We start from the raw sequence: 25,564 nt of genomic DNA, 5'->3' as shown, positions 1-25,564 counted from the left end.
GTGGCAGGGCGGCCCGGCGGGACCTCACGCCTTCGGCAGGCGCTCTCCGGTGCGCAGGCGGTCCAGGCCGAGCCAGATGAACTCCACGGCCATCTGCTCGGCGTGCTCGCGCCGCGTATCGGGATGTTCCAGCCACCACGAGACCATCGACAGCATCGACCCGTACATCAGCGGGACGAGCAGCCGCGCCCGGTGCTCGTTCACCGCCAGCGCCGCCGCGGACAGGCCGGGATCGGCGCGGCGGCGACGCAGCAGCAGCGCGGCGAGCACGGCGCCGAGCCGGTCGCGCAGCTCCCGCAGCTCCCGCAGCTCCAGGCCCGCTTCGGGCTTGTCGAGATGGCGGACCAGCAGCGCCCACGCGTCCGGTTCGTCGGTGGCGTGGTCGAACAGCACCCGGACCATCGCCCGGACGCCCTCCGCGGAGCCCTGCCCGGCCGCCACCGCCTCGTCCAGCCGCGCCGTGAGCCCGGCGACGATCGACCCGGTCACCTCGGCGAACAGCACCTCCTTGGAGGCGAAGTGCTGGTAGAGCAGCGCCTTGGAGACCCGCGCGGCCGCCGCGACGTGGTCCATCTGCGTCCCGTGGTAGCCGCGGCGGCCGAACTCGGCGAGCGCCGCCGCGAGCAGCTTCTCGCGGCGCAGGGCGTGCGGCATCCGCCGCCGCGCGCCGGGCGCCGCGTCCCCCGCCCCGCCGGTCATGCGCCGGTGTGGCGGGCCAGCTCGCGGCGGGCGACGGAGCGGACGTGGACCTCGTCCGGGCCGTCGGCCAGCCGCAGCGTGCGCAGCCCCGCCCACATCCCGGCGAGCGGCGTGTCGTCGCCGACCCCGGCGCCGCCGTGCACCTGGATGGCCCGGTCGACGACGTCCAGGGCGACCCGCGGCGCGATCACCTTGATCGCCGCGACCTCGGACCGGGCCGCCTGGACGCCGTGCCGGTCGATCAGCCACGCGGTCTTCAGGGTGAGCAGCCGCGCCTGCTCGATCGCCATCCGCGACTCGGCGATCTGCGCCTGCACGACGCCCTGACCGGCCAGGGGCCCGCCGAACGCCTCGCGCGACAGCGCCCGCCGGCACATCAGCTCCAGCGCCCTCTCGGCCGTCCCGATCGCGCGCATGCAGTGGTGGACGCGCCCGGGGCCGAGCCGCGCCTGCGCGATGGCGAAGCCGCCGCCCTCCTCCCCGACGAGGTTGCCCACCGGGACGCGGACGTCGGTCAGGGTGATCTCGCAGTGGCCGTGCTGGTCCTGGTAGCCGAAGACGGGCAGCGGGCGGACGACCTCCACCCCCGGCGCGTCCAGCGGCACCAGCACCATCGACTGCCGCCGGTACGGGTGGGCCTCGGGGTCGGTCCGGCCCATCACGATCATGACCGCGCAGCGCGGGTCGGCGGTGCCGGTGATCCACCATTTGCGCCCGTTGAGGACGTAGTGGTCGCCGTCACGCTCGATCCGGGTGGCGATGTTGGTGGCGTCCGAGCTGGCGACGTCCGGCTCGGTCATCGCGAACGCGCTGCGGATCTCGCCGTCCAGCAGCGGCCTGAGCCACCGTTCCTTCTGCTCGGGCGTCCCGAACAGGTGCAGCACCTCCATGTTCCCGGTGTCGGGGGCGGCGCAGTTGGTGGCCTCCGGCGCGAGGACGGGGGAGCGGCCGGTGACCTCGGCGAGGGGCGCGTAATCGGTGACGCCCAGCCCGTGCGCGGGGTCCTCGCAGCCGGGGAGGAACAGGTTCCAGAGCCCGCGCCCGCGCGCCTCGGCCTTGAGCTCCTCGACGACCGGCGGGACGTGGTGCTCGCGCCCCGCGGCCCGCAGCTCGCGCCGCTGGGCGGCGTAGACCGGCTCGGCGGGGTAGACGTGGGAGTCCATGAAGTCCTGGAGGCGGCCGAGATGGTCCCGCGCCCGCGCGCTCAAGCCGAAGTCCATTCCAGTAGGGTAACTGACGAGTAAGTTACCAAGGGTTCCCGGGCCCCGCTGGTCAGGCCGTCCGACCGACAGGAGAGTCATGCGCGCCATCCAGATCACCGAGTTCGGCGGCCCCGAGGTGCTGACCGTCACCGAGCTGCCCGACCCGGTCGCCGGCCCGGGGCACCTGCTCATCGACGTGGCCAGGGCGGGGATCAACTACGCCGACACCCACCAGGCCGAGAACAGCTACCTGGCCGAGGCGTCGCTGCCGCTCGTGCCCGGCGGGGAGGTCGTCGGCACCGCCCCTGACGGCCGCCGGGTCGTCGCCCTCGTCGGCTCGGGAGGCTACGCCGAGCGCGCCGTCGCGCCCGTCCCGCTCACCTGGGACGTGCCGGACGCCATCGACGACCTCACCGCCCTCGGCATGATCGTGCAGGGTGCGTCCGCGTGGCTGCTGCTGCGCCGCAGCGTCCACCTGGCGCAGGGCGAGTCGGTCGTCGTGCACGCCGCCGCGGGCGGGGTCGGGACGCTCGCCGTCCAGCTCGCCCGGGCGTGGGGCGCCGGGCGGATCATCGCCACCGCGTCCTCCGAGGCCAAGCGGCGGCTCGCGCTGGAGCTCGGCGCCGACGCCGCGATCGACCCGGGCGTGCCCGATCTGACGGACGCGCTGATCGAGGCGAACGGCGGGCGGCGCGTCGACGTCGTCCTGGAGATGACGGGCGGCACGGTGACCGACCAGAGCCTGCGCGCCCTGGCCCCGTTCGGGCGCCTGGCCTTCTACGGGATGGCGTCACGGCAGGAGCCGGAGCCGGTGCGGCCCGCCACGCTGCTGTCGCACTCGACCACGATCGCGGGCATGTGGCTCGCGCACGTCTTCCAGCTCCCCGGCGACGTGATGCGCGCCGCGCTGGACGAGCTGTTCGGGCTCGCGGCGGACGGCCGCCTCCGGGTGGTGGGAGGCGGCGAGTACGGGCTCGCCGAGGCCCGGCGCGCCCACGAGGACCTGCGCGCCCGCCGCACCACGGGCAAGCTCGTCCTCGATCCGTCGCGCTGACGCCGGATCAGCCGACGAGGCCGTTCTCGTAGGCGTAGACGACGGCCTGGGTGCGGTCGCGCAGCGCGAGCTTGGTCAGCACGTGCCCGACGTGCGTCTTGATCGTCTGCTCGGCCAGGACCAGCTCCCCGGCGATCTCGGCGTTGGACAGCCCCCGGGCGATCAGCCTCAGCACGTCCAGCTCGCGCGGGGTCAGCCCGGCGGTCGCGTTCGGGCTCGGGCGCTGGTGCCGCCGCCGCCGCGCGAAGTCCCCGATCAGCCGCCGGGTGATCGACGGCGCCAGCAGCGCGTCGCCCGCCGCCACGACCCGGACGCCGTTCACCAGGTCGGCGGCCGAGGCGTCCTTCAGCAGGAACCCGCTGGCGCCGGAGCCGAGCGCCTCGTAGACGTACTCGTCCAGGTCGAAGGTGGTGAGCACCAGCACCTTGGGCCGCGTCCCCGCGGGGTCGGCGTCGGCGGCGGGCTCGCCGATCAGCTCGGCGGTGGCGGCCAGCCCGTCCATCTCCGGCATCCGGATGTCCATCACGATCACGTCCGGGTCGAGCTCGCGGGCCATCGTCACCGCCTCGCGGCCGTTGCCCGCCTGCCCGATCACCTCGATCTCGGGGTCGGAGGACAGCAGCGCCGCGAGCCCGTCGCGGATCATCACCTGGTCATCGGCGATCAGCACCCGAATCGTCACGACAGCACCCTACGGGCACCGGGTTCAGCCCGCGTCCCCGTAGGGCAGCTCGGCGACCACCTCCCAGCCGCCGGAGTCGCGGGCGCCCGCCGACAGGCTGCCGCCCAGCATCGTCACGCGCTCGCGCATCCCGACCAGGCCGTGGCCGCCGCCGTGCGACTCCTCCGGCGTGGTGCGGGCCCCGTCGTCGGTGACCGCGACCGTCAGCGTGGCCGTCCCGTACTTGATCTCCACGTGCACGCGCGAGCCCGGCGCGTACCGGGCGGCGTTGCTCAGCGACTCCTGGACGATGCGGAACGCCGACAGGTCCACACCGGCGTCCAGCGGCCGCGGCATCCCGACGATCACGGTGGCGACCGACAGGCCGTAGCGGCGGGCGGTCGCGGCCAGGTCGTCCAGCCGGTCGAGGCCGGGCTGCGGCGCGCGCTCGGCGCCCTCGTCGTCGGAGCGCAGCAGCCCCACCACGCGGCGGGTCTCGGTGAGCGCCTCGCGGGCGGCGTCGCGGACCACCCCGAACGTCTGCCGCGCCGCCTCCGGCAGGTCCGGGATCTTGTACGGGGCGGCCTCGGCCTGCATCGCGATCACCGACATGTGGTGCGCCACCACGTCGTGCAGCTCGCGGGCGATGCGGGCGCGCTCCTCCAGCACCGCCTGACGGGCCAGGTCCTGGCGGTGCTGCTCCTCGCGCCGGCGCAGCTCCTCCACGGCCGAGTGGCGGCCCCCGACCGCGTCGCCGAAGGTGAGGGCGACCACCACGATGCCGGCGAGGATCATCCCGAACCAGCCCGGCATCCCGAACAGCACGGCGGGCACGAGCGTCCCGACGATGGTGACCGCGCCCACGCCGAGGGTGGTCTGGCGGTCGCAGCCGACGCCCGCGAAGAACAGGATGACGATCAGCGCGAGGATCGCGGTGACCGGCCACGGCATGAAGCCCACGCCGTGCCGGACCACGACCGTCAGCAGCAGCCCCACCCCCGCGACGCGCCAGGCCGCCAGCGGCCACCGGGCCGCGAAGACCAGCGGGGCCGCCTGCAGGATGCCGAGCGGCCAGGCCCAGCCGGTGTCGACGTGGTACACCTGGGTCGCGATGGCGATCGACCCGGCGGTGAAGCCGATGGTCATGGCCAGCAGGAACAGCAGGATCGGCACCCGCAGCAGCATCCGCCGCGGCAGCAGGGTGACGGCCGGGTCGTCGTGGCCCGGCACGAGGGCCGCGCTGATGCCCCGCACCAGCCTGACCCGCCTGCCGGTCTCGGAGCGCGATGGTTCGTTCATTTGACTGCGAGCCTAGGACGCGCGGCGCCGAAACGGACTGGCCCGGAGGAGGGAGATCCGATCCGCTCCCTGGGTATCAGGCATGAGCAGCGCCCCCGTGACCTTCTGACCAATCCCGATTGACTTTGTAGGGAATATGGGTCAGGCTCGGGGTGTGACGTTCACCAGTCTCCACGAGCGCCTGCACGTCGACCTGCGCCGCCAGGCCAGCGCGCTGTGTCGCCGGCCGTCCCGCTGAGCCCGCCAGGACGCCGACCACACCGCGAGGAGCCGACCGCATGACCGTCATCACCGAATCGAGCACGCCCGCGAAGCCGCCCGCCACCGCGCCGTTCGCGCCGCCGCGGCTGGCCGAGCGCGCCCGCGAACTCGCCCGCGACTCCGGGCAGTGGCTGCACCGGGTCCGGCTGGACCCCGAGGGCCGCTGGTACGAGCGGCTCCACCAGGACGCCGACCACGAGGTCTGGGTGATCAGCTGGCTGCCCGGCCAGTCGACCGGGTTCCACGACCACGGCGGCTCGTCCGGGGCCTTCGCGGTCGCCCTCGGGACGCTGCGCGAGCACCGCGTCCGCGTGGCGCGGGACGTGGGCGCCGGCGAGGCCCGCTCGTTCGGCCCCGACTACGTGCACGACGTCCGCAACACCTCCGACGCCCCGGCGGTGAGCGTCCACGTGTACTCCCCGCCGCTGTCGTCCATGCGGCGCTACGACCTCGACGCCTCGGGCGGCCTGGTCCAGCTCGCGGACGAGTCCGCCGAGGACTGGTGACCCGTCCCGTCCCTCGTCCGCGGCCCGCCGCCACCGGGCCGCGGGCTGCCGGAGCCCACTGATGATCTTGCGGTGCCCGGCGGGGGGACGGACACTGCGGGGATGACCGATCTCAGGCATCCGATCTTCGCCCGGCTCTACCCGCGCCTGGACGCCGCCTCCGTGAAGGCGGGCGGCGACGCCCACCGCGCCGAGCTGCTGGACGGGGCGTCCGGCCGGGTGCTGGAGGTGGGCGCCGGGTACGGGGCGAACTTCCCGCACTACCCGGCCGCCGTGACCGAGGTGATCGCGCTGGAGCCCGAGCCGCGGCTGCGCGGCATGGCCGTGACCGCGGCCGCCCGGGCGCCGGTCCCGGTGTCGGTGCGCCCGGGCCTCGCCGAGTCCCTGGACCTGGACGACGCGTCGTTCGACGTCGCCGTGGCGTCGCTGGTGCTGTGCTCGGTGCGCGACCCCGTCCGCGCGCTGGCCGAGATGCGGCGCGTGCTCAGGCCCGGCGGCGAGCTGCGCTACTACGAGCACGTCCGCGGCGGGACGGCCCGCAAGATCCGCTTCCAGCGGTACGCCGACCTGGCCTGGCCGCTGGTCGCCGGCGGCTGCCACGTGTCCCGCCGCACGGACGAGTACATCGCCGGCAGCGGCTTCACCGTCCGCGGCGAGCGCCGGTTCGAGTTCCCGCCCGGCCGGCTGCCCAACCCGGCCTCCCCGCACGTGATCGGCGTGGCCGTCCGGGACTGACCGTGCCCGGGCCTCGCCCGTAAAGGGTCCGGCCCCTCCGGGTGGCCTGCTCGCAAATGGCCCTCCTACCTGCGAGGCTGCCAGGCATGACTACAGCGAGTAGCGGACGACGTCACTCTCCGGAGCAACCCCAGTCGTCGCGCCCGGCCGCCACCGCCGTCATGCTGGCGAGCGCCGCGGCGTTCGGCGGATTCCTGTTCGGCTACGACACCTCGGTGATCAACGGAACGGTCGGCGCGCTCAAGGATGAGTTCCACCTCAGCTCGTTCGTGCTGGGCCTCGTGGTCTCGGCGGCGCTGCCAGGCTGCGCGGTCGGGGCCTGGTTCGCCGGTCCGCTGAGCGACCGCGTCGGCCGGGTGCGGGTCATGCAGATCGCCTCGGCGCTGTTCGTGGTGAGCTCGCTCGGCTCGGCGCTGGCCTTCAGCGCGGCCGACCTCACCTTCTTCCGGGTGGCCGCCGGCTGCGCGATCGGCGCGGCCTCCGTCATCGCCCCCGCCTACATCGCCGAGATCTCGCCCGCCGAACTGCGCGGCCGCCTCGGCTCGCTCCAGCAGATGGCGATCGTGCTCGGCATCTTCACCGCACTGGTGGTCGACTACCTCATCGCCCGCGCGTCCGACGGCGGTGCGACTGGAACGTTCCCCTGGGGCGGCGGCGCGTGGCGGTGGATGTTCGGGAGCACCGTCGTGCCCGCCGTCACCTACGGCGTGATCGCCAAGGCGATCCCCGAGTCGCCGCGCTACCTGGTCAAAAAGCACGAAGTGGCCCGGGCGCGGCAGGTGCTCACGAGGGTCATGGGAGGCGACGTCGAAGCGAAGCTCGGCGAGATCGTCCGGTCCATCGCGGGTGACCGCCCCATCCGGCCGAGGGACCTGCGCGGCCCCCGGTTCGGGCTGATGCCGATCGTGTGGATCGGCATCCTGCTGTCGGTGTTCCAGCAGTTCGTGGGCATCAACGTGATCTTCTACTACTCGTTCTCCCTGTGGCAGGCGGCCGGGCTGAGCGAGAGCGACGCCATGCTCACATCCGTGATCAACTCGGTGGTGAACGTGGTGTCCACGCTGGTGGCCATCGCGCTGGTCGACCGGGTCGGGCGGCGGCCGCTGCTGCTCGCCGGCGCCGCCGGGATGGCGCTCACCCTCGCCACCCTCACGGTCTGCTTCGCCACCGCGCCCGTCGTGGACGGCGATCCGCACCTCGGCGACGTCGCCGGGCCGGTCGCGCTCGTGGCCGCCAACCTCTACGTGTTCGCGTTCGCCGCGACGTGGGGCCCGGTCGTATGGGTGATGCTGGGGGAGATGTTCAACAACTTCATCCGCGCCTCGGCGCTGGCGGTCGCGGCGGCGGCGCAGTGGATCGCCAACTGGGTGATCACCACCACCTTCCCCGGCATCTCCGGCATCTCCCTCGGGCTCGCGTACGGCGTGTACGCGCTGTTCTCGGTGCTCGCGCTGCTGTTCGTGAAGCGCGCCGTCCCGGAGACCAAGGGCCGGGAGCTGGAGGACATGGACGGCCTCGCCTCGCCGTCCGCCCGCGCGTAAGGGAATGCGCGTGCGCGCGGGCGTCGGCTAGAGTGGCACCATGCGAGCCGTGCCGGAGACGACGACGCCGGGCCCACCCCGGCGTGACGGCCGCATGTCCTGACATTGCACGCGGTTGAGGCCCCGGGAGCGATCCCGGGGCCTCACGGCTTTCCGACCACCATCACGAGGAGTTCCCGTGTCCACCGTGTCCGATCTGCGCATCACCCTCGGAGGCAGCGAGCGCGTGGTGCCCGCCGGCACGACCGCGGGGGAGGCGCTGGAGGCCGACGGCCGCTCCGTGATCGCCGCCCGGGTCAACGGCGAGCTGCGCGACCTCGCCGGAGGGCTGCGCGACGGCGACGCCGTGGAGCCGGTGGAGATCGGCTCGGACGACGGCCGGGCCATCATGCGGCACTCGGCGGCGCACGTGATGGCGCAGGCCGTCCAGGAGCTGTTCCCGGACGCCAGGCTCGGGATCGGCCCGCCGGTGGAGAACGGCTTCTACTACGACTTCGACGTCGCCGAGCCGTTCACCCCCGACGACCTCAAGCGCATCGAGAAGCGCATGCGGGAGATCGTCAAGCAGGGGCAGCGGTTCTCCCGGCGCCCCGTCTCCGACGAGGAGGCCCGCGCCGAGCTGTCCGCCGAGCCGTACAAGCTGGAGCTCATCGGCCTCAAGGGCGCCGGGCCCGTCCAGGACGCGGCCGACGGTGCGGACGTCGAGGTCGGCGGCGGCGAGCTGACCATCTACGACAACCTCGACGCCAAGTCCGGCGAACTGCGCTGGAAGGACCTGTGCCGGGGCCCGCACCTGCCGACCACCCGGGTCATCCCGGCGTTCAAGCTGATGCGGACCGGCGGCGCCTACTGGCGCGGCAGCGAGAAGAACCCGCAGCTCCAGCGCATTTACGGCACCGCCTGGGAGTCCCGCGAGAGGCAGGACGAGTACCTGAGGTTCCTGGAGGAGGCCGAGAAGCGCGACCACCGCAGGCTCGGCGCCGAGCTCGACCTGTTCTCCTTCCCCGCCGAGATCGGCAGCGGCCTCGCGGTCTTCCACCCCAAGGGCGGCGTCGTCCGCCGCGTCATGGAGGACTACTCGCGGCGCCGGCACGAGGCGGGCGGCTACGAGTTCGTCAACACCCCCCACATCACCAAGGGCGACCTGTTCGAGGTCTCCGGGCACCTCGGCTGGTACAAGGACGACATGTTCCCGCCCATGGAGGTGGACGGCGGCGACTACTACCTCAAGCCGATGAACTGCCCGATGCACAACCTCGTCTACCGGGCGCGCGGGCGGTCCTACCGTGAGCTGCCGCTGCGGCTGTTCGAGTTCGGCTCGGTGTACCGGTTCGAGAAGTCGGGCGTGGTGCACGGCCTCACCCGCGTCCGCGGCATGACCCAGGACGACGCGCACATCTACTGCACCAAGGAGCAGATGGGCGGCGAGCTCAAGAACCTGCTCTCCTTCGTCCTGGACCTGCTGCGCGACTACGGGCTGGACGAGTTCTACCTGGAGCTGTCCACCCGCGACGACTCGCCCAAGTTCATCGGCGAGGCCGCCGACTGGGAGGAGGCGACCGGGGCGCTCCGCAAGGCCGCCGACGAGTCCGGCCTCGACCTCGTCGCCGACCCGGGCGGCGCCGCGTTCTACGGCCCGAAGATCTCCGTGCAGGCCAAGGACGCGATCGGCCGGACCTGGCAGCTGTCCACCATCCAGGTCGACTTCAACCAGCCCAAGCGGTTCGGCCTGGAGTACCAGGCGGCCGACGGCACCCGGCGGCGCCCCATCATGATCCACCGGGCGCTGTTCGGGTCGATCGAGCGGTTCTTCGGCGTCCTGCTGGAGCACTACGCGGGCGCGATGCCGCCGTGGCTGGCGCCGGTGCAGGCCGTCGGCATCCCGATCGGCGACGCGCACGTCCCGCACCTGGACAGGGTCGCCGAGCGGCTGCGCGAGCGCGGGATCCGCGTCGAGGTGGACGCCTCGTCCGACCGGATGCAGAAGAAGATCCGCAACGCGCAGAAGCAGAAGGTCCCGTACATGCTGCTCGCGGGCGACGACGACGTCGCCAAGGACGCGGTGTCGTTCCGGTACCGCAACGGCGAGCAGAAGAACGGCGTCCCCCTCGACGAGGCCGTCGAGGAGATCGTGAAGGCCGTCGAGGCGCGCATCCAGATATGACCGGCTGGTAACCTCGACGGCCCACGTGCCACGACCGGGGAGACGCGGATGAAGCCCACGAGGCGGGGACGCGGGCCCCGGCCGGTCCTCGCCCGGGTCGCCGGGTACGGCGGCGCGCTGCTGCTCGTGGCGGCGGCCGTCGTGGTGCTGCTCATGCCGCTGGCCGACGGTGACGGACGTGACGGTGACGGCGCGGGCGCGGCCGGGACGCGGGGCCTCCCGGGCTCCGGCACGACCGCCGCCCCCGGCCCGGCGGGCGCGGCGGACGTCCCGCGCGGCACGTCCACCGGCGCGCCGTCCGGGCCCGTCCTCCCGCAGGACGACGGCGCGGGGCCCGGCACCGGCGGCGGCCCCACGCTGCCCGGCCGCGGCGGCTCCGGCACGGAGACCACGTGGTGCCCGCGGGGGACGGCCTTCTACCGCGAGGCCGGGGACGCCGTCGACGTCGTGATCACCGCCGCCACCGGCGGCGCGGTCCGCGCCGAGCTCACGCTCCGCGGCTACGCGCCGCAGTCCCAGCAGGCGGCCGTCCGGGGCGGCGCGCCGCACACCTTCCATTTCCGGGGCGTGACGGCGCGCCTCGTCCGGCGGGTCACGGTCACCACCGTCTCGGCGGGCACGGCCGTGCAGACCTGCCACGCCCGCGCCGCCGCCTGAGCCGCGGGCTAGTGCGCGGCCGTACCCGGGAGGGGAGGGGCCTCCGCGGTCACGCGGACGTCCTCGACCGCGACGTTGACCGCCACGACCCTCATCCCGAGCATCAGCCCCGCGACCCGCGCGACGTTGGACTTCACCACCCGCGCCACCTCCATGATCACATTGCCGTATCCGACCGCGATGCCGAGGTCGAGCGTCACCTCGTCCCCGTGCAGCCGGACCCGGACGCCCCCGGCGCCGCGCCGCTCGTCGGGCCCGGGCCGCCCGGCGAGGCCGACGACCCCCGGCACCTCCAGCGCGGCCAGCGTGGCGATCTTCTCGATCACCTCGTCCTCGATCGTGATACGGCCGTCCACCGGCGCCCCGTCCCCGCCGGCCTGCGCCTCCGCCGTCCGCTCCCCGGCGGACGGGCCGCCCCCGTGGAGCGGCACGGCGGGCGACACCGGCGCGTGCGGCGTCGGCGTGACAGGCGGCGAGAGCGTGTGGGAGGACGGACTATGGGAGGACGGATCGTGCGTGACCGGGCCCGGTGTGGGCGGGCCGTGTGTGGCCGGGCTGTGGGGGGACGTGCCCGGCAGGGTCACTCCCGGCAGCGAAAGCCCCGGTGAGGCCGGGGGAGGGGCCGAGAGAGGCGTGCCCGAGGGCGTCGGCGGCCCGGACAGGCCGGGAGGTCCGGGGAAGTACGGCTGTGGGCCGGCCTCGGCTTGCGGCTCCCCGCCGGTCGCGGCGCCGCCCTTGTCGAGGTCCGTCATGATCGCTCCCTGCGGTCGGTGAGGTGACCCATGGTGTCGGAGCGGGCCGTGAGACGTCACGGAAGTGGGGATTTGCGGGCGCGTCCCCGTCCCCGCGGGGGATCCCGGCTACAGGACGGCGGGCGTCCCTCTCTATGCTGCTGGTCAGGCCGTGAACAAAAGGAGACCGCCGCCTTGAGCGCAGAGCCGGAGAAGCCCGTTGTCCACGAGGGACGCGACGACGCGTCCGGGGCGGGCCCCGGGAACGAGAGCGGCCCCCGCTTCGAGGAGCACAGGGGCGGCGCGGGCGCGCCCGACAACTTCCAGCGGCTGTGGACCCCCCACCGCATGGCCTACATCAAGGGCGAGAACAAGCCGACCGGCGCGGGCGCGGGCGAGGGCTGCCCGTTCTGCGTGATCCCCGGGATGTCCGACGAGGACGGCCTGGTCGTCGCGCGCGGCACGTCGGTGTTCGCGGTCCTGAACCTCTACCCCTACAACTCGGGGCACCTCATGGTCGTCCCGTACCGGCACGTCGCCGACTACGCCGACCTGGACGGGCCGGAGTACCGAGAGCTGGCCGTGTTCACCCAGCGGGCCCTTTCGGCGCTGCGCAAGGCCAGCGGCGCGCAGGGGTTCAACGTCGGCATGAACCTCGGCCTGGTGGCGGGCGCGGGCATCGCCGCGCACCTGCACCAGCACGTCGTGCCGCGCTGGGGCGGCGACACCAACTTCATGCCCGTCGTCGGGCACACCAAGGTCCTCCCGCAGCTGCTGCGCGACACCCGGCAGCTGCTCGCCGACGCCTGGCCCCAGGACGTCCAGGACGAACCCGGGAGGGACGCGTGAGCGGACGCGGGCGGCGACGCGGAGAGGGGACATCATGACCACGCGGGAGCGGCCCGTGCTGGTGTACGACGGGGACTGCGGGTTCTGCACGTCCTCGGTGCGGTTCCTGGAGCGGCGGGTCCCCGTGGACGCCACGATCGTCGCCTTCCAGTTCGCCGACCTCGACGCGCTCGGCACCACGGCGGAGCGGGCCCGGCACGAGGTGCTGTGGATCGACCGGGCCGGGCGGGTCTCCGGCGGCGCGGAGGCGATCGGGCGGCTGCTGACCGACGCGGGCGGCCTCTGGCGGGCGGCCGGCGTCGTGATGCGCGTCCCGCCGGTCAGCTGGGCGGCCCACCTCGTGTACCGGCTCGTCGCGGACAACCGGCACCGGATGCCGGGCGGCACGGCCGCCTGCATGCTCCCGCCGGCGGGCCGGCCCGGCGCGGCGGACTGAACACCGGTCAGCCCGGCAGCGGCTGCGGGGCGTCCGACGGCTGCGAGGCCGGTTCAGCGGCGTGGCCGCGCCAGCGTGCGGGCAGCAGCCCGGTGAGCCGCTCCAGCGGCAGGAACGCCGCCAGCCAGATCGCATGCGGCAGGAAGTGGATCGTCATCAGCGCGTACGTGACGGCGTGGAACCCGGCGAAGAACAGCACCAGCAGGTAGAGCGGCCTGCCGCGCAGGAACAGCAGGGCGGGCGAGGCGGCCTCCGCCAGGAACATGAACCACTGGCTGATCCTCAGCAGCAGCGGGTACCCGATGAAGCTCCGCCCGAACGGCGTGCCCCGGCGGCTCAGCGCCCACTGGACGGTCGCGCCGTTCTGCCACTGGGGGAACCCGCCGATGCGCACCTTGGCCCACGCCGACAGGAAGTAGGCGGCGACCACCGAGACCTGGACGCAGCGGACCGACCACGCCGACGCCTCGCAGCCGCGCCGGTCACCGATCCCGGCGCGCCCGACGCCCGGCAGCACGAACAGCGCGATGACGAGCGCCAGGTGGTCGTGGTCGACCTTGCCGTACGACATGCTGATGGTGACCCACCACAGGTAGCCGCACGCGGTGACGTAGCCCGTCAGCCGTGGCAGGACCCGGCCGGTGGCCGCGACGAGCCCGGCCGCGATGGTGACCACCAGCAACGCGTGCATGGCGCCGGGGGTGGGCGCGGGCAGGTGCAGCCAGCGCGCCAGCCGCACCGGCTGGTACAGGTCGGCGGGCAGCCGCGCGTGCGCCATGGAACTGCTGGTCAGCAGCAGCATGTCGAACGGCAGGAAGCCGTACCCGAGGATCCGCAGCCAGGCGATCCGGGCGCGGGGCACGGGCCCGTACCACCAGCGGCCCCAGGGCGTGCGGCGCGGCGCGGGGGCGGGCTCCGCGGCGAGGGCGGGACGGGGCGCCTCCGGCGTCGCGGCGGCGGTCACCGCACGTCCCAGACGACGCGGTTGGTCCTGGTGGTGGACACCACCTTGCCGTGCTTCAACGTCTGGACCTGTTTCACGATGTAGATCCTGGTCAGGCGAGGCCGCCCGGGATGCAGACTGCGCTGCCCGTCCGCGATGCCCTGCAGCAGGGACGGGTCGCGGGCGAGCCGGGTCATCTGGCCCTCGATCTCGGCGCGCTTCATGCCGGACCCCACGGCGTCCATGGACAGCTTCACGTGCGTGCCCGCCGCGGTGTCGGCCTCCAGCCAGTGGGAGTGGATCTCGCCGCCGTCGTTGTCGACCGAGAACGCGAACTGGGTCATCGGCCCGAACGGGAAGTCGTCGTCGGTCCCGTACGCGCTCGTCCAGAGCAGCGCCCCGATCCCGGCCGCCGCCGCGGCGGAGCGCCAGAGCCTGGCGCGCGGGCCGAGGCGGAGGGCCGGAGAGTGCATCACACCACCCTAGGGCCGCCTCTGCGGCTTCGGCGCGACGACCGGCCGCGCCGACGTGGCGCCGCCGCGCGAGCCCGCCTCCCGGAGCTGCGACACCGTGACGAACTCGAACCCCCGGGCCCGCAGGCCCCGGATCATGGCGGGCAGCTGCTGGACGGCGACCTTGCGGCTCGGCGCGCCGACGTCGTGGGCGAGCAGGATCGTGCCGGGCCGGGCGTTGGCGACGACGGTGTCCACGAGCTCGGACGGCTCGTCCCCGAACCGGCGGTCCTGCACCAGCAGCGACCACAGCGCGATGTCGTAGCCGTGCTCGGCGGCGACGTGCAGGGTGGTGCCGCCGAGCCGGCCCCACGGCGGGCGCAGCAGCCGCGGCTCCCGGCCGGTGACCTGCCTGATCGCCTCGTGGGTGCGGTGGATGGAGCGGTAGGCGCTGCGGTGGCTCATCCGCGACAGGTCGTCGTGCTGCCAGGTGTGGTTGCCGACCTCGTGGCGGTCCAGGCGTCCCCTGACCAGGTCGGCGTTGCGGGCGAGCCGGCTGCCGACGACGAAGAACGTCGCCGGGACCCCCTCGGCGTCCAGGGCGTCGAGGGCCTGCGGCGTCCACCGCTCCATCGGCCCGTCGTCGAAGGTCAGCGCGATGAGGCGCCGCGCGGTGTCGACGGTCCACACGACGTCGACCTGGCTCCCGGGCGGCTGCCAGGAGTCCACCGACGCCGCCGACGCGGGCGTCGGCGGGTCCTGCCTGCGCCACGCCTCCTCGGCGGCGAATCCGGCGCCGGCGGCCAGCAGTCCCCCGGCGGCCAGGCCGAGCCTCCTGACCACCCGGCGGCGGCCGGGCTCCTCGGGCCGCCGCACCTCCCCCGCGTCTTCCATAGCCCAGCCAGAATTTCACGGCGGGGCCCGAAGATGATCGCCCCGGGGGTCGAACCGGCGCTCACCCTCTGGGATGAGGCCGGGGTGTCGAAAGGATGAATTCCGCCGTGGAACACCAGGCCGGAAGGGTCCGGCCGGACCCGGCCGTTCCGGCCCGGTGTCCGCGGGGCTAGGTGTCCCTGGACTCGGCGGCGACCTTGTCCGCCAGGTGGGAGGGGAGCGGTTCGTAGCGGAGGAAGGAGCGGTTGAAGGTGCCCGTGCCCTGGGACATCGAGCGCAGGTCGATCGCGTAGCGGATGATCTCCAGCTGGGGGACCTCCGCCTTGATCATGGTGCGGCCGCCGGGGACGGCCTCGGAGCCGAGGACGCGCCCGCGCCGGGAGGTGAGGTCGGACATGACCGCGCCCACGTACTCGTCGGCGATGAGCACGGCCACCTCGTCGACCGGCTCCAGCAGCAGGATCGGCACCGAGCCCGCCGCGTCCTTGAGCGCCAGCGCGCCCGCGGCCTGGAAGGCCATGTCGGAGGAGTCCACCGAGTGGGCCTTGCCGTCGTGCAGGGTGACCTTGATGTCGACGAGCGGGTAACCGGCCGACACGCCGCGCTCCATCTGCTGCCGGAGCCCCTTCTCGACCGAGGGGATGAACTGCCGCGGCACCACCCCGCCGACGATCTTGTCGACGAACTCGAAGCCCTCACCGGACGGCAGCGGCTCCACGTCGATGTGGCAGATGCCGTACTGGCCGTGCCCGCCGCTCTGCTTGACGTGCCGGCCGAGGCCCTTGGCGTTCCCGCCGAACGTCTCCCGCAGCGGCACCCGCAGGCCGATCCGCTCGACCTCGACGCCGTAGCGGGCGTGGAGACGGTCGATCAGCACGTCCGCGTGGGCCTCGCCCATGCACCACAGGACGAGCTGGCGGGTCTCGGCGTTGTTCTCCAGCCGCAGCGTCGGATCCTCGGCGACGAGCCGCCCGAGGGCCTGGCTGAGCTTGTCCTCGTCCGCCTTGGACCTGGCCCGGATCGCGACGGGCAGCAGCGGGTCCGGCATCGACCAGGGGGCCATCACCACCGGCGCGGACGGGTCGGACAGGGTGTCGCCGGTCTCGGCGCGCGCCAGCTTGGCGACCGCGCAGACGTCGCCCGCCGCGCAGGACGAGACGGTCCGCTGGGTCTTGCCGAGCGGCGAGGTGAGGGCGCCGACGCGCTCGTCGACGTCGTGGTCCTCGTGCCCGCGGTCCTCCATGCCGTGCCCGGAGACGTGCACGACGGTGTCGGGGCGCAGCGTCCCGGAGAACACCCGGACGAGCGAGATCCGCCCCACATAGGGGTCGGAGGTGGTCTTGACGACCTCGGCGACCAGCGGGCCCTCCGGATCGCAGGAGATCGTCTTCGGCGGCCCGCCCTTCACCGGTGTCACCGGCGGGATCCCGTGCTCCAGCGGAGACGGGAACCCCTGCGCGATGACCTCCAGCAGCTCCTGCATGCCGATGACCGGGCCGGGATGGTCCCCGTGCGGGACGGACGTGGCCAGCACCGGGTAGAAGCTGCCGCGCGCCACCGCGGTCTCCAGGTCCGCGACGAGCGCCTTGACGTCGATCTCCTCACCGGACAGGTACCGGTCCATGAGGCCCTCGTCCTCGCTCTCCTGGATGATCCCCTCGATCAGCGACGCGCGCTGCTCGGAGATCTGGTCCAGGTACTCCGGATCCGGCATGCACTCGGTGCGCTCGCCGGTGGAGTAGTCGAGGCAGCGCTGGGTCAGCAGCCCGATCAGGCCCTTCAGCCCGTCGCCGCCGCTCACCGGGAAGTACAGGGGGGCCACGCCCTCGCCGAAGACGTCCTGGCACGTCAGCACCACGTCGTCGAAGTCGCCGCGCTGCTGGTCGATCTTGGTGATGACGACCGCGCGCGGCATCCGGACGGCCGCGCACTCCTCCCACAGCATCCGGGTCAGCCCGTCGATGCCGTCCACCGCCGAGATCACGAACAGGGCCGCGTCGGCGGCGCGCAGCCCCGCCCGCAGGTCGCCCACGAAGTCGGCGTATCCCGGCGTGTCGATCAGGTTGACCTTGATGTCCCCGTACTGGAACGGCGCGAGCGCGAGGTTGACCGAGCGCTGCTGGCGCGTCTCGACCTCGTCGAAGTCGCTGACGGTCGTGCCGTCCTCCACCTTCCCCGCCCGCTGAACCGTGCCCGTCGCGGCGAGCAGCGCCTCCGCCAGCGTGGTCTTGCCCGCCCCCGAATGGCCGACCAGTACGACATTGCGCACCTTGTCGCACCCGCCGGCCTCCGGTGCCCTGCCGGGGGCTCCCGGGTGGCCTGCCTTGTCCGCCATGGCTACCTCCTCGGACGGGCCTCGCCGCGGAGGCCCGCGTGTGGCTGGGGCCGGGCCCGGCGGGGCCCGCCCTGACGTCCGAGTGCGGCGGCCGACCTCCTCCGACGTGCGTGACCGGCGTCACACCCGTGTCAACACCCTTTCCCGTGACGGGCCGGATCACAAGGGGTGAACGACAAACATCCGTCATCTCCGCGTCCCGCGCGCGACCGGAACCCGGCCTGACCGCCTCTGGGCTGCGCGCGCACTACGATTGAGCGCGCTGCGGCAGCCCGCGGGGGGCCTCTACCCGACATCACGAGAACGGACGGCGATGCTCAACAGAATCAGGCCCGCGCTGGGGCGCGTACTGACGCCCATCGGCCAGGCGGTCGCGCGGACCGGGGTCTCGCCCAACGCCATCACCGTGATCGGGACGGTCGGCGTGGCCGCCGGCGCGCTCGTGCTCTTCCCCCGGGGCGAGTTCTTCTGGGGCACGATGGTGATCACCGCGTTCGTGCTGTTCGACATGCTGGACGGTGCCGTCGCCCGCGTCACCGGCAAGATCTCCAAGTTCGGCGCCTTCCTGGACTCCACGATGGACCGGGTCGCCGACGCCGCGATCTTCTCCGGCCTGATGATCGGGCTCTACCGGGACGGGCAGGAGCAGCTCGCCGCGGTCGCCCTCTACTGCCTGGTGTCGGGCGTCGTGGTCTCCTACGCCAAGGCCCGCGCGGAAGGGCTCGGCTACACCTGCGACGTGGGGATCGCCGAGCGGGCCGAGCGGCTGATCGTCGCGCTGGTGGCGGCCGGGTTCGACGGCCTGGGCGTCCCGTACATCCTGGCGCTGGCCCTGTGGGCGCTGGCGGCCCTCAGCACGGTCACGGTCGGGCAGCGGTTCGCGGCCGTCCACGCCCAGGCGAAGGCCGACCGCGGCCGCGAGGCCGCCTCCGAGCCCGCGGCGGAGCCGCGCCCATGACCGCGCGGCGCGGCTCCGGGCCCGCGCCGCCCCGCCCGCCCGTGCCGCTCCGCGACGAGGTCATGGACGCCGCGTACGCGCTGGGCTGGACGGTCGTCCGCAAGATGCCCGAGCGGGCGGCGCGGCTGGCGTTCACGGCGCTCGCCGACCGGACCTGGCACCGGCACGGGGCGGGCGTCCGGCAGCTGGAGAGGAACCTGTGCCGGGTCCTCGGCAAGCGGGGGGTGGACGATGAGGTCCGCGTCCTCAGCAAGAAGGTGCTGCGGTCCTACTTCCGCTACTGGCTGGAGGTCTTCCGGCTCCCCGAGTACGACCGGGAGCGGATCCTCGGCCGGATGCGGGTCACCGGCGAGAAGAAGATCTTCACCAACCTCGACGCCGGCCGGGGCGTGATCCTGGCCCTGCCCCACATGGGCAACTACGAGCACGCCGGCGCCTGGCTCGTCCACAACGGCCACCCCTTCACCACCGTCGCCGAGCGTCTCAGGCCCGAGTCGCTGTTCGACCGGTTCGTGGAGTTCCGCGAGGGTCTCGGCATGGAGGTCCTGGCCCACCGGGGCGCGTCCGCGTTCGGGCTGATGGCGCGGCGGCTGCGCGCCGGGCGCCCGGTGTGCCTGGTCGTCGACCGCGACCTGACCGCGACCGGCGTGGACGTCGAGTTCTTCGGCGCGACGGCCCGGATGCCCGCGGTGGCGGCCGCCCTGGCGGTCCAGACGGGCGCCGCGCTGATCCCCGTGACACTGTGGTACGAGGGCGAGTACTGGGCGGCACGTGTGCACGAGGAGATCCCCGTCCCTGACGAGGGCGTCAGACAGGAGAGGATCCAGGCCATGACCCAGGAGATGGCGCGCGTCTTCGAGGAGGGCATCGCGGCCCACCCGGAGGACTGGCACATGCTGCAGAAGGTCTGGGTGGAGGATCTTCCGGAGGGCGGCCGATGAGGGTCGGCATCGTCTGCCCCTACACGTGGAACGTCCCGGGGGGCGTCCAGCAGCACATCCGCGACCTGGCCGAGGCGCTGATCGCGCTCGGCCACCGGGTGTCGGTCATCACGCCCGCCGACGACGACGCCGAGCTCCCGCCCTACGTGGTCTCGGCCGGGCGCGCCGTGCCCGTCCCCTACAACGGCTCCGTCGCCCGGCTGGCGTTCGGGTTCCTGTCGGCGGGACGGGTCCGCCGCTGGATCAACGAGGGCCGGTTCGACGTCCTGCACGTCCACGAGCCCGCGGCGCCCTCGCTGGGGCTGCTGGCCTGCTGGGCGGCCGACGGGCCGATCGTCGGCACGTTCCACGCGTCCTACGAGAAGTCCCGCGTGGTGTCGGTCACCGCGCCGATCCTGCAGAGCGCCCTGGAGAAGATCACCGGGCGCATCGCGGTGTCGGAGGCGGCCCGCACCACCCTCGTCGAGCATCTCGGCGGCGACGCCGTGCTGATCCCCAACGGCGTGGCGACCGAGCGGTACGCCATGGCCGACCCGCTGCCCGGCTGGCCCGGGCGCGGCGACGGGCGCGGCCCGGACGGGCCCGCCGGCGCCGGCGACGGCGGGGCGCTGGGCTTCCTCGGCCGCATGGACGAGCCCCGCAAGGGGCTGCCCGTCCTGCTGCGCGCCTTCGAGATCCTCGGCCGGAGCCGTCCCCGCCTGCGGCTCCTGATCGCCGGGCCCGGCGACGCCGACGACGCGGTGGCGCGGATCCCGCCGGAGCTGCGCGACCGCGTCGTCGTCCTCGGCATGGTCAGCGAGGAGGACAAGGTCCGCGCCTACCACTCGGTGGACGTGTTCGTCGCCCCCAACACCGGCGGGGAGAGCTTCGGCATCGTGCTCGCCGAGGCGATGTCGGCGGGCGCCCCCATCCTGGCCAGCGACATCGAGGCGTTCGACCGGGTGCTGCTCGGCGGCCGGGCCGGGGCGCTGTTCCCGGCCGGTGACCACGAGGCCCTCGCGGCGGCCGCCGGCGACCTCCTGGACGACCCCGCGCGGCGCAAGCAGCTGTCGGCCGAGGCCCGCGCGGCCGTCCGCGCCTACGACTGGTCGTCGGTGGCCAGGGACGTGCTGAGGGTGTACGAGACCGTGTCCGAGCGGGCCGCCGGGCACGACGGCGCCGGGGTCGTCGAGTCCGGCCTCGGCGCCTAGGAGGCCGCGGATGTCCTACGACTGGATCATCGACGTCCTCTTCTGGATCTCCGTCGCCTTCCTGGCCGCCGTGTACGTCTCGTGGCGCGCCACCCGCCTGGACAGGCTCCACGTCCGGGTCGAGACCGCCCGCGCCGCGCTGGACGCCGCGCTCGTCCGCCGCGCCGCCGCCGCCCTGGAACTGGCCGCCTCCCGGCTGCTGGACCCGGCGACCAGCCTGGTGCTGGCGACCGCGGCGCACGAGGCCCGCACCGCCGACGCCGAGAACCGGGAGTTCGCCGAGAGCGACCTGTCCCGGGCGCTGCGCGCGGTCGTCGGCCAGCCCGAGTTCGCCAGCACGCTCGGCGCCAAGGGGGGAGAGGCCGGGACGGCCGTCCTGGAGGAGCTGTCCTCGGCCGCCGCGAAGGTCGCCTACGCCCGCAGCTTCTACAACGACGCCGTCTCGCAGGCCCGCATCGCGCGCCGCAAGATGCTCATCCGGGTGCTGCCGCTCGCCGGGCGCGCGCCGCTGCCCGGTTTCTTCGAGATTGACGACTCCCCACCGGGCATTTAAGACGGTTCGCTAGTCTCGGGCAGACCGTCAAGGGAGGCCCGTATCGTGCGAATCGCGCGGGAGACAGCCCTCCGGGGCAGGACGGCCGCGGGGATCGCGGCCCTCACCGCCCTCGCCGGCGGCCTCGCCGCCTGCTCCGATGACCGCGGCCCCGAGGGCGCCGCGCCGCCGCACGCCGGGGGGACCGGGCCGTCCGGCGCCGCGGCGCCCGCGACGCATCCCTTCACCGGAGGCAGGACCGGCCTGCGGAACCCGGTGCTCGCCGTCAAGATCGAGAACACGGCCCCGGCGCTGCCGCAGTCCGGGGTGTCGGCCGCCGACATCGTCTACGTCGAGCAGGTCGAGGGCGGCGAGACGCGGCTCATGGCGGTCTACTCGTCCCGGCTGCCGCGGCGGGTCGGGCCCGTCCGCAGCGCCCGCATCTCCGACCTGCACATCCTGCCGCAGTTCGGCCGCCCCGCCTTCGCCTTCTCCGGCGTCCAGAGCAAGATGAAGAAGTACATCCGCGAGGCGCCGGTGTACGACATTTCCCAGGACAACGGCGGCGCCGCCTACTTCCGCGCCGGGCCCAAGCCCATCCCGTACAACCTCTACGCCGACCCGAGGAACCTCCTCAAGCAGGCGCCCCAGGCCGGGCCGCCCCGCGACATCGGCTTCCGCTTCGGCCCGGCGCCCGAGGGCGGCAGGCCCACCCGGTCCTTCACCGCCCGGTGGCCGGCCGCCACCATGGGCTTCACCTGGTCGGCCGCGCAGCGCCGCTGGCTGGCGAGCTGGGGCGGGCGGCCCGACCTCGCGGCCGAGGGCGGGCGGCTCGGCGGCCGGACGATCGTCGTCCAGTACGCCCGGACGACCCGCTCCCCCTTCCATGACTTCCTCGGCAGCTACACCCCCCTGATCCACACGACCGGCACCGGCCGCGCGCTCGTCCTGCGCGACGGCAAGTCCTACCAGGCGCGATGGTCGCGGCCCACGGAGGCGCAGGGCACCACCTACACCACCCCCGACGGCAAGCCGATCGGCTTCGCGCCCGGGCAGGTCTGGGTCGTCCTGCTGAACGACGGCAAGCCCCGCATCCCCTAGCGCGGGCGGTCACTCCGTAAGCCGGAGCGGCCCCGTGCTGACACTCTGCCGGGTCGAGCGGTCGCCCGAGCAGGCAATACCATGGAAGGGACCTGCCGACCGCCCATGTGAGGAAATGCCCGTGTCAACTTCCAGTCCCGCCCCCGAGAACGCCGCGCCCGAGACCGGGACCGCCCGCGTCAAGCGCGGCATGGCGGAGATGCTCAAGGGCGGCGTGATCATGGACGTCGTCACGCCCGACCAGGCGAAGATCGCCGAGGACGCCGGCGCCGTGGCGGTCATGGCCCTGGAGCGGGTGCCCGCCGACATCCGCGCCGAGGGCGGCATCTCCCGGATGAGCGACCCCGACATGATCGACGGGATCATCTCCGCGGTGTCCATCCCGGTGATGGCCAAGGCCCGCATCGGCCACTTCGTCGAGGCGCGGGTGCTCCAGGCCCTCGGCGTCGACTACGTCGACGAGTCCGAGGTGCTCACCCCGGCCGACTACGACAACCACATCGACAAGTGGGCGTTCACCGTGCCGTTCGTGTGCGGCGCGACGAGCCTCGGCGAGGCGCTGCGCCGCATCACCGAGGGCGCGGCGATGATCCGCTCCAAGGGCGAGGCCGGCACCGGCGACGTCTCGAACGCCACGACCCACATGCGCCGGATCCGGCAGGAGATCCGCCGGCTGCGGTCGCTGCCCGAGGACGAGCTGTACGTCGCCGCCAAGGAGCTCCAGGCGCCCTACGAGCTGGTCAAGGAGGTCGCGGCGGCCGGGAAGCTGCCCGTCGTGCTGTTCACCGCCGGCGGGATCGCCACCCCAGCGGACGCCGCGATGATGATGCAGCTCGGCGCCGAGGGCGTGTTCGTCGGCTCCGGCATCTTCAAGTCCGGCAACCCCGCGCAGCGGGCCGAGGCGATCGTCAAGGCCACCACCTTCCACGACGACCCCGACGTGATCGCCAAGGTCTCCCGGGGCCTCGGCGAGGCCATGGTGGGTATCAGCGCCGCCTCCCTCGGCGAGGACCAGAAGTTCGCCGGCCGCGGCTGGTGACCCGTCCCGGCCGCGCCGCGGGCCCGTGAGGTGATCGTCCGGCCGGGCCGCCGGGCGATTACTTCCGGTCCCCCCTCTACAGAGCCAGGCGGGAGGGATTACGCTGGCGACGCGGCCGGTAAAAGTAGTTCTGGGGGGTCTGGGTCGATTCCCTCAGGGCGACACCCGGACCCGGATGGTGTGGGGACATCGTCCGGTGACAGGTGGTACCGCGGGGTTCTGGGAGGTGCCCCGGGGTTGTGGCGGCGCCCGGCCGTGGGAGGGGAGAGCATGGCTTGGTCGGTCGCGCTGGCATGCGCGAGCGCGGGTGAACCAACCGAGGTGTTCCGGCCGGGCCTGGTGGCCGATCCGGACGCCGCCGCGGCCATAGCCCGCGGACTCTATCCGGCGGACAGCCTCACCGAGACCGGTGACACCGTCCTGGATTTCGCGTTGTGGCCGTACGAGGACGAGCTGTTCGTCGGCGCGTTCGAGCGGGCGCTGCTGCTGTGCGACCGGCGGCTGTTCTGCCTCGACGACGACGCCCGCCGGATCGCCGACACGGCCGCGGCGGCCCTGCCGGGCTCGCACTGCGGCGTGCTCGTCCTGCACAACGTCATCCGCGGGTGCTGGTTCCGCTGGTACGAGTCCGGTGAGCTGCGCCGGGACGTCTTCGTGACAGCCGAGGACGGCGTCATCGTCGACCAGGGCGAGCGGCTGCCCGCCGAGGCGCCGTTCTGGCGGCCCATCGACGAGGGCGGAGCCGACGTGCCGCTGCCCTTCGACCCGGAGGAGTTCGGGCTGGCGCTCGCGGAGGAGCACATGTTCGGCCGCGGCATCGCCCACCGCGGCAAGGACGGCTTCCTGCCGCTGGAGCTCCCGCTGCGCCGCTTCAAGCACGCCTGACCACGTCCTGGCGGAAGATCCGCGACGTCCTGGAACGTTGTATGTGACGTCCGCCGTTGAAGCGCCCCCCGCCGCCCCCGGAAGGTTCATACGTGACTGCTGTGCCGACGATCGGAGTGCTCGCCCTCCAGGGCGACGTGCGCGAACACGCCCGGGCGCTGGAGGCCGCGGGCGCGCGGGCCCTCGACGTGCGCCGCCCCGAGGAACTGGAGCGCGTGGACGGCCTGGTCCTGCCCGGCGGCGAGTCCACCGCGATGTGGCGGCTGGCCCGCGCGTTCGACCTGCTGGAGCCGCTGCGCAAGCGGATCGAGGCCGGGATGCCCGCCTACGGCTCCTGCGCCGGCATGATCATGCTCGCCGACCGGATCCGCGACGGCGTGGCCGGCCAGGAGACCGTCGGCGGGATCGACATGACCGTGCGGCGCAACGCCTTCGGCCGCCAGGTGGACTCCTTCGAGGCGGACGTTCCGCTGACCGGAATGGACGGAGCGCCGTTCCACGCCGTTTTCATCCGCGCCCCGTGGGTCGAGTCCGTCGGCGACGCCGTCGAGGTGCTCGGACGCGCCGAGGGCGGTCCGAACGCCGGTAGGATCGTCGCCGTCCGTCAAGGCCGCCTCATGGCGACCGCCTTCCACCCTGAACTGACGGGCGACTTCCGCGTGCACCACTACTTCGCCGATCTGGTGCGCCGGGCGACCGAGGAGGATTGACAGATGTCCGGCCATTCCAAATGGGCGACGACCAAGCACAAGAAGGCGGCCCTCGACGCCAAGCGGGGCAAGCTCTTCGCCAAGCTGATCAAGAACATCGAGGTGGCGGCCCGCACCGGCGGCGGCGACCCCGACGCGAACCCCACCCTGTACGACGCGATCTACAAGGCGAAGAAGAACTCCGTCCCCAACGACAACATCGAGCGCGCGCGCAAGCGCGGCGCCGGTGAGGAGGCGGGCGGCGCCGACTGGCAGAACATCACCTACGAGGGCTACGCCCCCGGCGGTGTCGCCGTGCTCATCGAGTGCTTGACCGACAACCGCAACCGGGCCGCCTCGGAGGTCCGGGTGGCCCTCACCCGCAACGGCGGCTCCCTCGCCGACCCGGGCTCGGTCTCCTACATGTTCAACCGCAAGGGCGTCGTCATCGTCCCGAAGGCGGGCGTGGGCGAGGACGACCTGATGATGGCGGTGCTGGACGCGGGCGCCGAGGAGGTCAACGACCTCGACGAGGAGAACTTCGAGGTCGTCAGCGAGGCGGGCGACCTGGTCGCCGTCCGCAGCGCCCTCCAGGACGCCGGCATCGACTACGAGTCGGCCGAGAGCAAGTTCCTGCCGAGCGTCACCGTCCCGCTCGACGAGGACAACGCCAAGCGGGTCTTCCGCCTCCTGGACGCCCTGGAGGACTCCGACGACGTCCAGGACGTCTACGCCAACTTCGACGTCTCCGACGAGATCATGGAGCAGATCGACGCCTGAGGCGCCCGGCCGGAGGTTCGAGGCGGACTT

Annotated in this window: 27 protein-coding genes; 18 read left to right on the top strand and 9 right to left on the bottom strand. The window is 73.5% G+C overall.

Going from position 1 to position 25,564, the window contains the following annotated elements:
• Positions 1-24: 24 nt before the first annotated feature.
• Together AGRA3207_RS03870 and AGRA3207_RS03865 are read right to left on the bottom strand one after the other, a co-directional pair.
• Complete coding sequence (locus tag AGRA3207_RS03870) at positions 25-699, bottom strand: TetR/AcrR family transcriptional regulator (protein WP_231333169.1); 675 nt, start codon at positions 697-699, stop codon at positions 25-27.
• Positions 696-1,919, bottom strand: coding sequence for an acyl-CoA dehydrogenase family protein (locus AGRA3207_RS03865; protein WP_231333168.1), 1,224 nt, complete (start codon positions 1,917-1,919; stop codon positions 696-698). Before AGRA3207_RS03865 ends, AGRA3207_RS03870 begins: the two co-directional genes overlap by 4 nt.
• A 79-nt stretch (positions 1,920-1,998) precedes the next feature.
• On the opposite strand from AGRA3207_RS03865, the gene AGRA3207_RS03860 reads away from it, so the two are divergent.
• Entirely contained in the window at positions 1,999-2,955 is a 957-nt protein-coding gene (locus AGRA3207_RS03860; RefSeq protein WP_231333167.1) for a quinone oxidoreductase family protein, read from the top strand.
• Between the two features lie 7 nt (positions 2,956-2,962).
• Here AGRA3207_RS03860 and AGRA3207_RS03855 read toward each other — a convergent pair whose 3' ends face one another.
• Positions 2,963-3,601 carry a LuxR C-terminal-related transcriptional regulator gene (locus tag AGRA3207_RS03855; protein ID WP_231336225.1) on the bottom strand — a complete coding sequence of 213 codons (639 nt, stop codon included), beginning with the start codon at positions 3,599-3,601 and terminating at the stop codon, positions 2,963-2,965.
• 60 nt (positions 3,602-3,661) lie between these two features.
• Positions 3,662-4,915: a sensor histidine kinase gene (locus AGRA3207_RS03850; protein WP_231333166.1), complete on the bottom strand. Its 1,254-nt coding sequence runs from the start codon at positions 4,913-4,915 to the stop codon at positions 3,662-3,664.
• A gap of 136 nt (positions 4,916-5,051) precedes the next feature.
• Here AGRA3207_RS03850 and AGRA3207_RS40180 point away from each other — a divergent pair, with 136 nt between their 5' ends.
• From AGRA3207_RS40180 to AGRA3207_RS03825, 6 genes are all read left to right on the top strand, one after another.
• Positions 5,052-5,153: a putative leader peptide gene (locus tag AGRA3207_RS40180; RefSeq protein WP_420830865.1), complete on the top strand. Its 102-nt coding sequence runs from the start codon at positions 5,052-5,054 to the stop codon at positions 5,151-5,153.
• A gap of 40 nt (positions 5,154-5,193) precedes the next feature.
• A complete protein-coding gene (locus AGRA3207_RS03845; protein ID WP_231333165.1) occupies positions 5,194-5,682 on the top strand; it encodes a cysteine dioxygenase in 489 nt (162 codons plus the stop codon).
• 102 nt (positions 5,683-5,784) lie between these two features.
• Positions 5,785-6,417, top strand: coding sequence for a class I SAM-dependent methyltransferase (locus AGRA3207_RS03840; protein WP_231333164.1), 633 nt, complete (start codon positions 5,785-5,787; stop codon positions 6,415-6,417).
• Between the two features lie 86 nt (positions 6,418-6,503).
• On the top strand, positions 6,504-7,958 hold the full coding sequence (locus tag AGRA3207_RS03835; RefSeq protein WP_420830864.1) for a sugar porter family MFS transporter: 1,455 nt from the start codon (positions 6,504-6,506) through the stop codon (positions 7,956-7,958).
• Positions 7,959-8,136: 178 nt separating this feature from the next.
• A complete protein-coding gene (thrS, locus tag AGRA3207_RS03830; protein ID WP_231333163.1) occupies positions 8,137-10,122 on the top strand; it encodes a threonine--tRNA ligase in 1,986 nt (661 codons plus the stop codon).
• A 48-nt stretch (positions 10,123-10,170) separates the two neighbouring features.
• Positions 10,171-10,779: a hypothetical protein gene (locus AGRA3207_RS03825; RefSeq protein WP_231333162.1), complete on the top strand. Its 609-nt coding sequence runs from the start codon at positions 10,171-10,173 to the stop codon at positions 10,777-10,779.
• A gap of 8 nt (positions 10,780-10,787) precedes the next feature.
• Here AGRA3207_RS03825 and AGRA3207_RS03820 read toward each other — a convergent pair whose 3' ends face one another.
• The gene (locus AGRA3207_RS03820) at positions 10,788-11,531 is read right to left on the bottom strand and encodes an Asp23/Gls24 family envelope stress response protein (protein WP_231333161.1); all 744 of its coding nucleotides are present in this window, start codon (positions 11,529-11,531) and stop codon (positions 10,788-10,790) included.
• Between the two features lie 174 nt (positions 11,532-11,705).
• Between AGRA3207_RS03820 and AGRA3207_RS03815 the strand changes: the two genes are divergently transcribed.
• Together AGRA3207_RS03815 and AGRA3207_RS03810 are read left to right on the top strand one after the other, a co-directional pair.
• The gene (locus tag AGRA3207_RS03815; protein WP_420830863.1) at positions 11,706-12,359 is read left to right on the top strand and encodes an HIT family protein; all 654 of its coding nucleotides are present in this window, start codon (positions 11,706-11,708) and stop codon (positions 12,357-12,359) included.
• A gap of 34 nt (positions 12,360-12,393) precedes the next feature.
• Positions 12,394-12,795, top strand: coding sequence for a thiol-disulfide oxidoreductase DCC family protein (locus AGRA3207_RS03810; protein WP_231333160.1), 402 nt, complete (start codon positions 12,394-12,396; stop codon positions 12,793-12,795).
• Positions 12,796-12,802: 7 nt separating this feature from the next.
• On the opposite strand, the gene AGRA3207_RS03805 is transcribed toward AGRA3207_RS03810, so the two are convergent.
• The 4 genes from AGRA3207_RS03805 to AGRA3207_RS03790 all read right to left on the bottom strand — a co-directional run bounded on the left by AGRA3207_RS03805 (position 12,803) and on the right by AGRA3207_RS03790 (position 17,419).
• Positions 12,803-13,759 (bottom strand): hypothetical protein, encoded by a 957-nt coding sequence (locus AGRA3207_RS03805; protein WP_231333159.1) that lies wholly within the window; start codon positions 13,757-13,759, stop codon positions 12,803-12,805.
• Positions 13,756-14,211, bottom strand: a complete 456-nt coding sequence (locus AGRA3207_RS03800; RefSeq protein ID WP_231333158.1) for a hypothetical protein — start codon at positions 14,209-14,211, stop codon at positions 13,756-13,758. The genes AGRA3207_RS03805 and AGRA3207_RS03800 overlap by 4 nt, the downstream gene beginning before the upstream one ends.
• A gap of 9 nt (positions 14,212-14,220) precedes the next feature.
• The gene (locus tag AGRA3207_RS03795) at positions 14,221-15,084 is read right to left on the bottom strand and encodes a polysaccharide deacetylase family protein (protein WP_231333157.1); all 864 of its coding nucleotides are present in this window, start codon (positions 15,082-15,084) and stop codon (positions 14,221-14,223) included.
• Between the two features lie 169 nt (positions 15,085-15,253).
• Positions 15,254-17,419, bottom strand: a complete 2,166-nt coding sequence (locus AGRA3207_RS03790; protein WP_231333156.1) for an elongation factor G-like protein EF-G2 — start codon at positions 17,417-17,419, stop codon at positions 15,254-15,256.
• Between the two features lie 313 nt (positions 17,420-17,732).
• On the opposite strand from AGRA3207_RS03790, the gene pgsA reads away from it, so the two are divergent.
• From pgsA to AGRA3207_RS03745, 9 genes are all read left to right on the top strand, one after another.
• On the top strand, positions 17,733-18,377 hold the full coding sequence (gene pgsA, locus AGRA3207_RS03785; protein ID WP_231333155.1) for a phosphatidylinositol phosphate synthase: 645 nt from the start codon (positions 17,733-17,735) through the stop codon (positions 18,375-18,377).
• The gene (locus tag AGRA3207_RS03780) at positions 18,374-19,318 is read left to right on the top strand and encodes a phosphatidylinositol mannoside acyltransferase (protein WP_231333154.1); all 945 of its coding nucleotides are present in this window, start codon (positions 18,374-18,376) and stop codon (positions 19,316-19,318) included. Before pgsA ends, AGRA3207_RS03780 begins: the two co-directional genes overlap by 4 nt.
• Complete coding sequence (locus AGRA3207_RS03775) at positions 19,315-20,508, top strand: glycosyltransferase family 4 protein (protein ID WP_231333153.1); 1,194 nt, start codon at positions 19,315-19,317, stop codon at positions 20,506-20,508. The genes AGRA3207_RS03780 and AGRA3207_RS03775 overlap by 4 nt, the downstream gene beginning before the upstream one ends.
• A gap of 10 nt (positions 20,509-20,518) precedes the next feature.
• Positions 20,519-21,061 carry a LemA family protein gene (locus tag AGRA3207_RS03770; protein WP_231333152.1) on the top strand — a complete coding sequence of 181 codons (543 nt, stop codon included), beginning with the start codon at positions 20,519-20,521 and terminating at the stop codon, positions 21,059-21,061.
• 45 nt (positions 21,062-21,106) lie between these two features.
• Positions 21,107-22,141 (top strand): DUF3048 domain-containing protein, encoded by a 1,035-nt coding sequence (locus AGRA3207_RS03765; protein ID WP_231333151.1) that lies wholly within the window; start codon positions 21,107-21,109, stop codon positions 22,139-22,141.
• 115 nt (positions 22,142-22,256) lie between these two features.
• Positions 22,257-23,180: a pyridoxal 5'-phosphate synthase lyase subunit PdxS gene (gene pdxS / locus AGRA3207_RS03760; protein ID WP_231333150.1), complete on the top strand. Its 924-nt coding sequence runs from the start codon at positions 22,257-22,259 to the stop codon at positions 23,178-23,180.
• Between the two features lie 270 nt (positions 23,181-23,450).
• Positions 23,451-24,065, top strand: a complete 615-nt coding sequence (locus AGRA3207_RS03755) for a DUF6928 family protein (RefSeq protein ID WP_231333149.1) — start codon at positions 23,451-23,453, stop codon at positions 24,063-24,065.
• 92 nt (positions 24,066-24,157) lie between these two features.
• Positions 24,158-24,775: a pyridoxal 5'-phosphate synthase glutaminase subunit PdxT gene (gene pdxT / locus AGRA3207_RS03750; protein ID WP_273699998.1), complete on the top strand. Its 618-nt coding sequence runs from the start codon at positions 24,158-24,160 to the stop codon at positions 24,773-24,775.
• Between the two features lie 3 nt (positions 24,776-24,778).
• The gene (locus AGRA3207_RS03745; RefSeq protein ID WP_231333148.1) at positions 24,779-25,534 is read left to right on the top strand and encodes a YebC/PmpR family DNA-binding transcriptional regulator; all 756 of its coding nucleotides are present in this window, start codon (positions 24,779-24,781) and stop codon (positions 25,532-25,534) included.
• Positions 25,535-25,564: the final 30 nt, after the last annotated feature.

The sequence above is a fragment of the Actinomadura graeca genome (assembly GCF_019175365.1).
GTDB classification, from domain to species: domain Bacteria; phylum Actinomycetota; class Actinomycetes; order Streptosporangiales; family Streptosporangiaceae; genus Spirillospora; species Spirillospora graeca.
Note: the sequence above shows the minus strand (reverse complement) of the source record. Positions and strands in the feature narration are given on the sequence as shown.

Coding starts and splice junctions, on each gene's coding strand:
- AGRA3207_RS03870 (WP_231333169.1), bottom strand. CDS start 699: ATGACCGGCGGGGCGGGGGACGCGGCGCCCGGCGCGCGGCGGCGGATG.
- AGRA3207_RS03865 (WP_231333168.1), bottom strand. CDS start 1,919: ATGGACTTCGGCTTGAGCGCGCGGGCGCGGGACCATCTCGGCCGCCTC.
- AGRA3207_RS03860 (WP_231333167.1), top strand. CDS start 1,999: ATGCGCGCCATCCAGATCACCGAGTTCGGCGGCCCCGAGGTGCTGACC.
- AGRA3207_RS03855 (WP_231336225.1), bottom strand. CDS start 3,601: ATGATCCGCGACGGGCTCGCGGCGCTGCTGTCCTCCGACCCCGAGATC.
- AGRA3207_RS03850 (WP_231333166.1), bottom strand. CDS start 4,915: ATGAACGAACCATCGCGCTCCGAGACCGGCAGGCGGGTCAGGCTGGTG.
- AGRA3207_RS40180 (WP_420830865.1), top strand. CDS start 5,052: ATGGGTCAGGCTCGGGGTGTGACGTTCACCAGTCTCCACGAGCGCCTG.
- AGRA3207_RS03845 (WP_231333165.1), top strand. CDS start 5,194: ATGACCGTCATCACCGAATCGAGCACGCCCGCGAAGCCGCCCGCCACC.
- AGRA3207_RS03840 (WP_231333164.1), top strand. CDS start 5,785: ATGACCGATCTCAGGCATCCGATCTTCGCCCGGCTCTACCCGCGCCTG.
- AGRA3207_RS03835 (WP_420830864.1), top strand. CDS start 6,504: ATGACTACAGCGAGTAGCGGACGACGTCACTCTCCGGAGCAACCCCAG.
- AGRA3207_RS03825 (WP_231333162.1), top strand. CDS start 10,171: ATGAAGCCCACGAGGCGGGGACGCGGGCCCCGGCCGGTCCTCGCCCGG.
- AGRA3207_RS03820 (WP_231333161.1), bottom strand. CDS start 11,531: ATGACGGACCTCGACAAGGGCGGCGCCGCGACCGGCGGGGAGCCGCAA.
- AGRA3207_RS03810 (WP_231333160.1), top strand. CDS start 12,394: ATGACCACGCGGGAGCGGCCCGTGCTGGTGTACGACGGGGACTGCGGG.
- AGRA3207_RS03800 (WP_231333158.1), bottom strand. CDS start 14,211: ATGCACTCTCCGGCCCTCCGCCTCGGCCCGCGCGCCAGGCTCTGGCGC.
- AGRA3207_RS03795 (WP_231333157.1), bottom strand. CDS start 15,084: ATGGAAGACGCGGGGGAGGTGCGGCGGCCCGAGGAGCCCGGCCGCCGC.
- AGRA3207_RS03790 (WP_231333156.1), bottom strand. CDS start 17,419: ATGGCGGACAAGGCAGGCCACCCGGGAGCCCCCGGCAGGGCACCGGAG.
- pgsA (WP_231333155.1), top strand. CDS start 17,733: ATGCTCAACAGAATCAGGCCCGCGCTGGGGCGCGTACTGACGCCCATC.
- AGRA3207_RS03780 (WP_231333154.1), top strand. CDS start 18,374: ATGACCGCGCGGCGCGGCTCCGGGCCCGCGCCGCCCCGCCCGCCCGTG.
- AGRA3207_RS03775 (WP_231333153.1), top strand. CDS start 19,315: ATGAGGGTCGGCATCGTCTGCCCCTACACGTGGAACGTCCCGGGGGGC.
- AGRA3207_RS03770 (WP_231333152.1), top strand. CDS start 20,519: ATGTCCTACGACTGGATCATCGACGTCCTCTTCTGGATCTCCGTCGCC.
- pdxS (WP_231333150.1), top strand. CDS start 22,257: ATGCCCGTGTCAACTTCCAGTCCCGCCCCCGAGAACGCCGCGCCCGAG.
- AGRA3207_RS03755 (WP_231333149.1), top strand. CDS start 23,451: ATGGCTTGGTCGGTCGCGCTGGCATGCGCGAGCGCGGGTGAACCAACC.
- AGRA3207_RS03745 (WP_231333148.1), top strand. CDS start 24,779: ATGTCCGGCCATTCCAAATGGGCGACGACCAAGCACAAGAAGGCGGCC.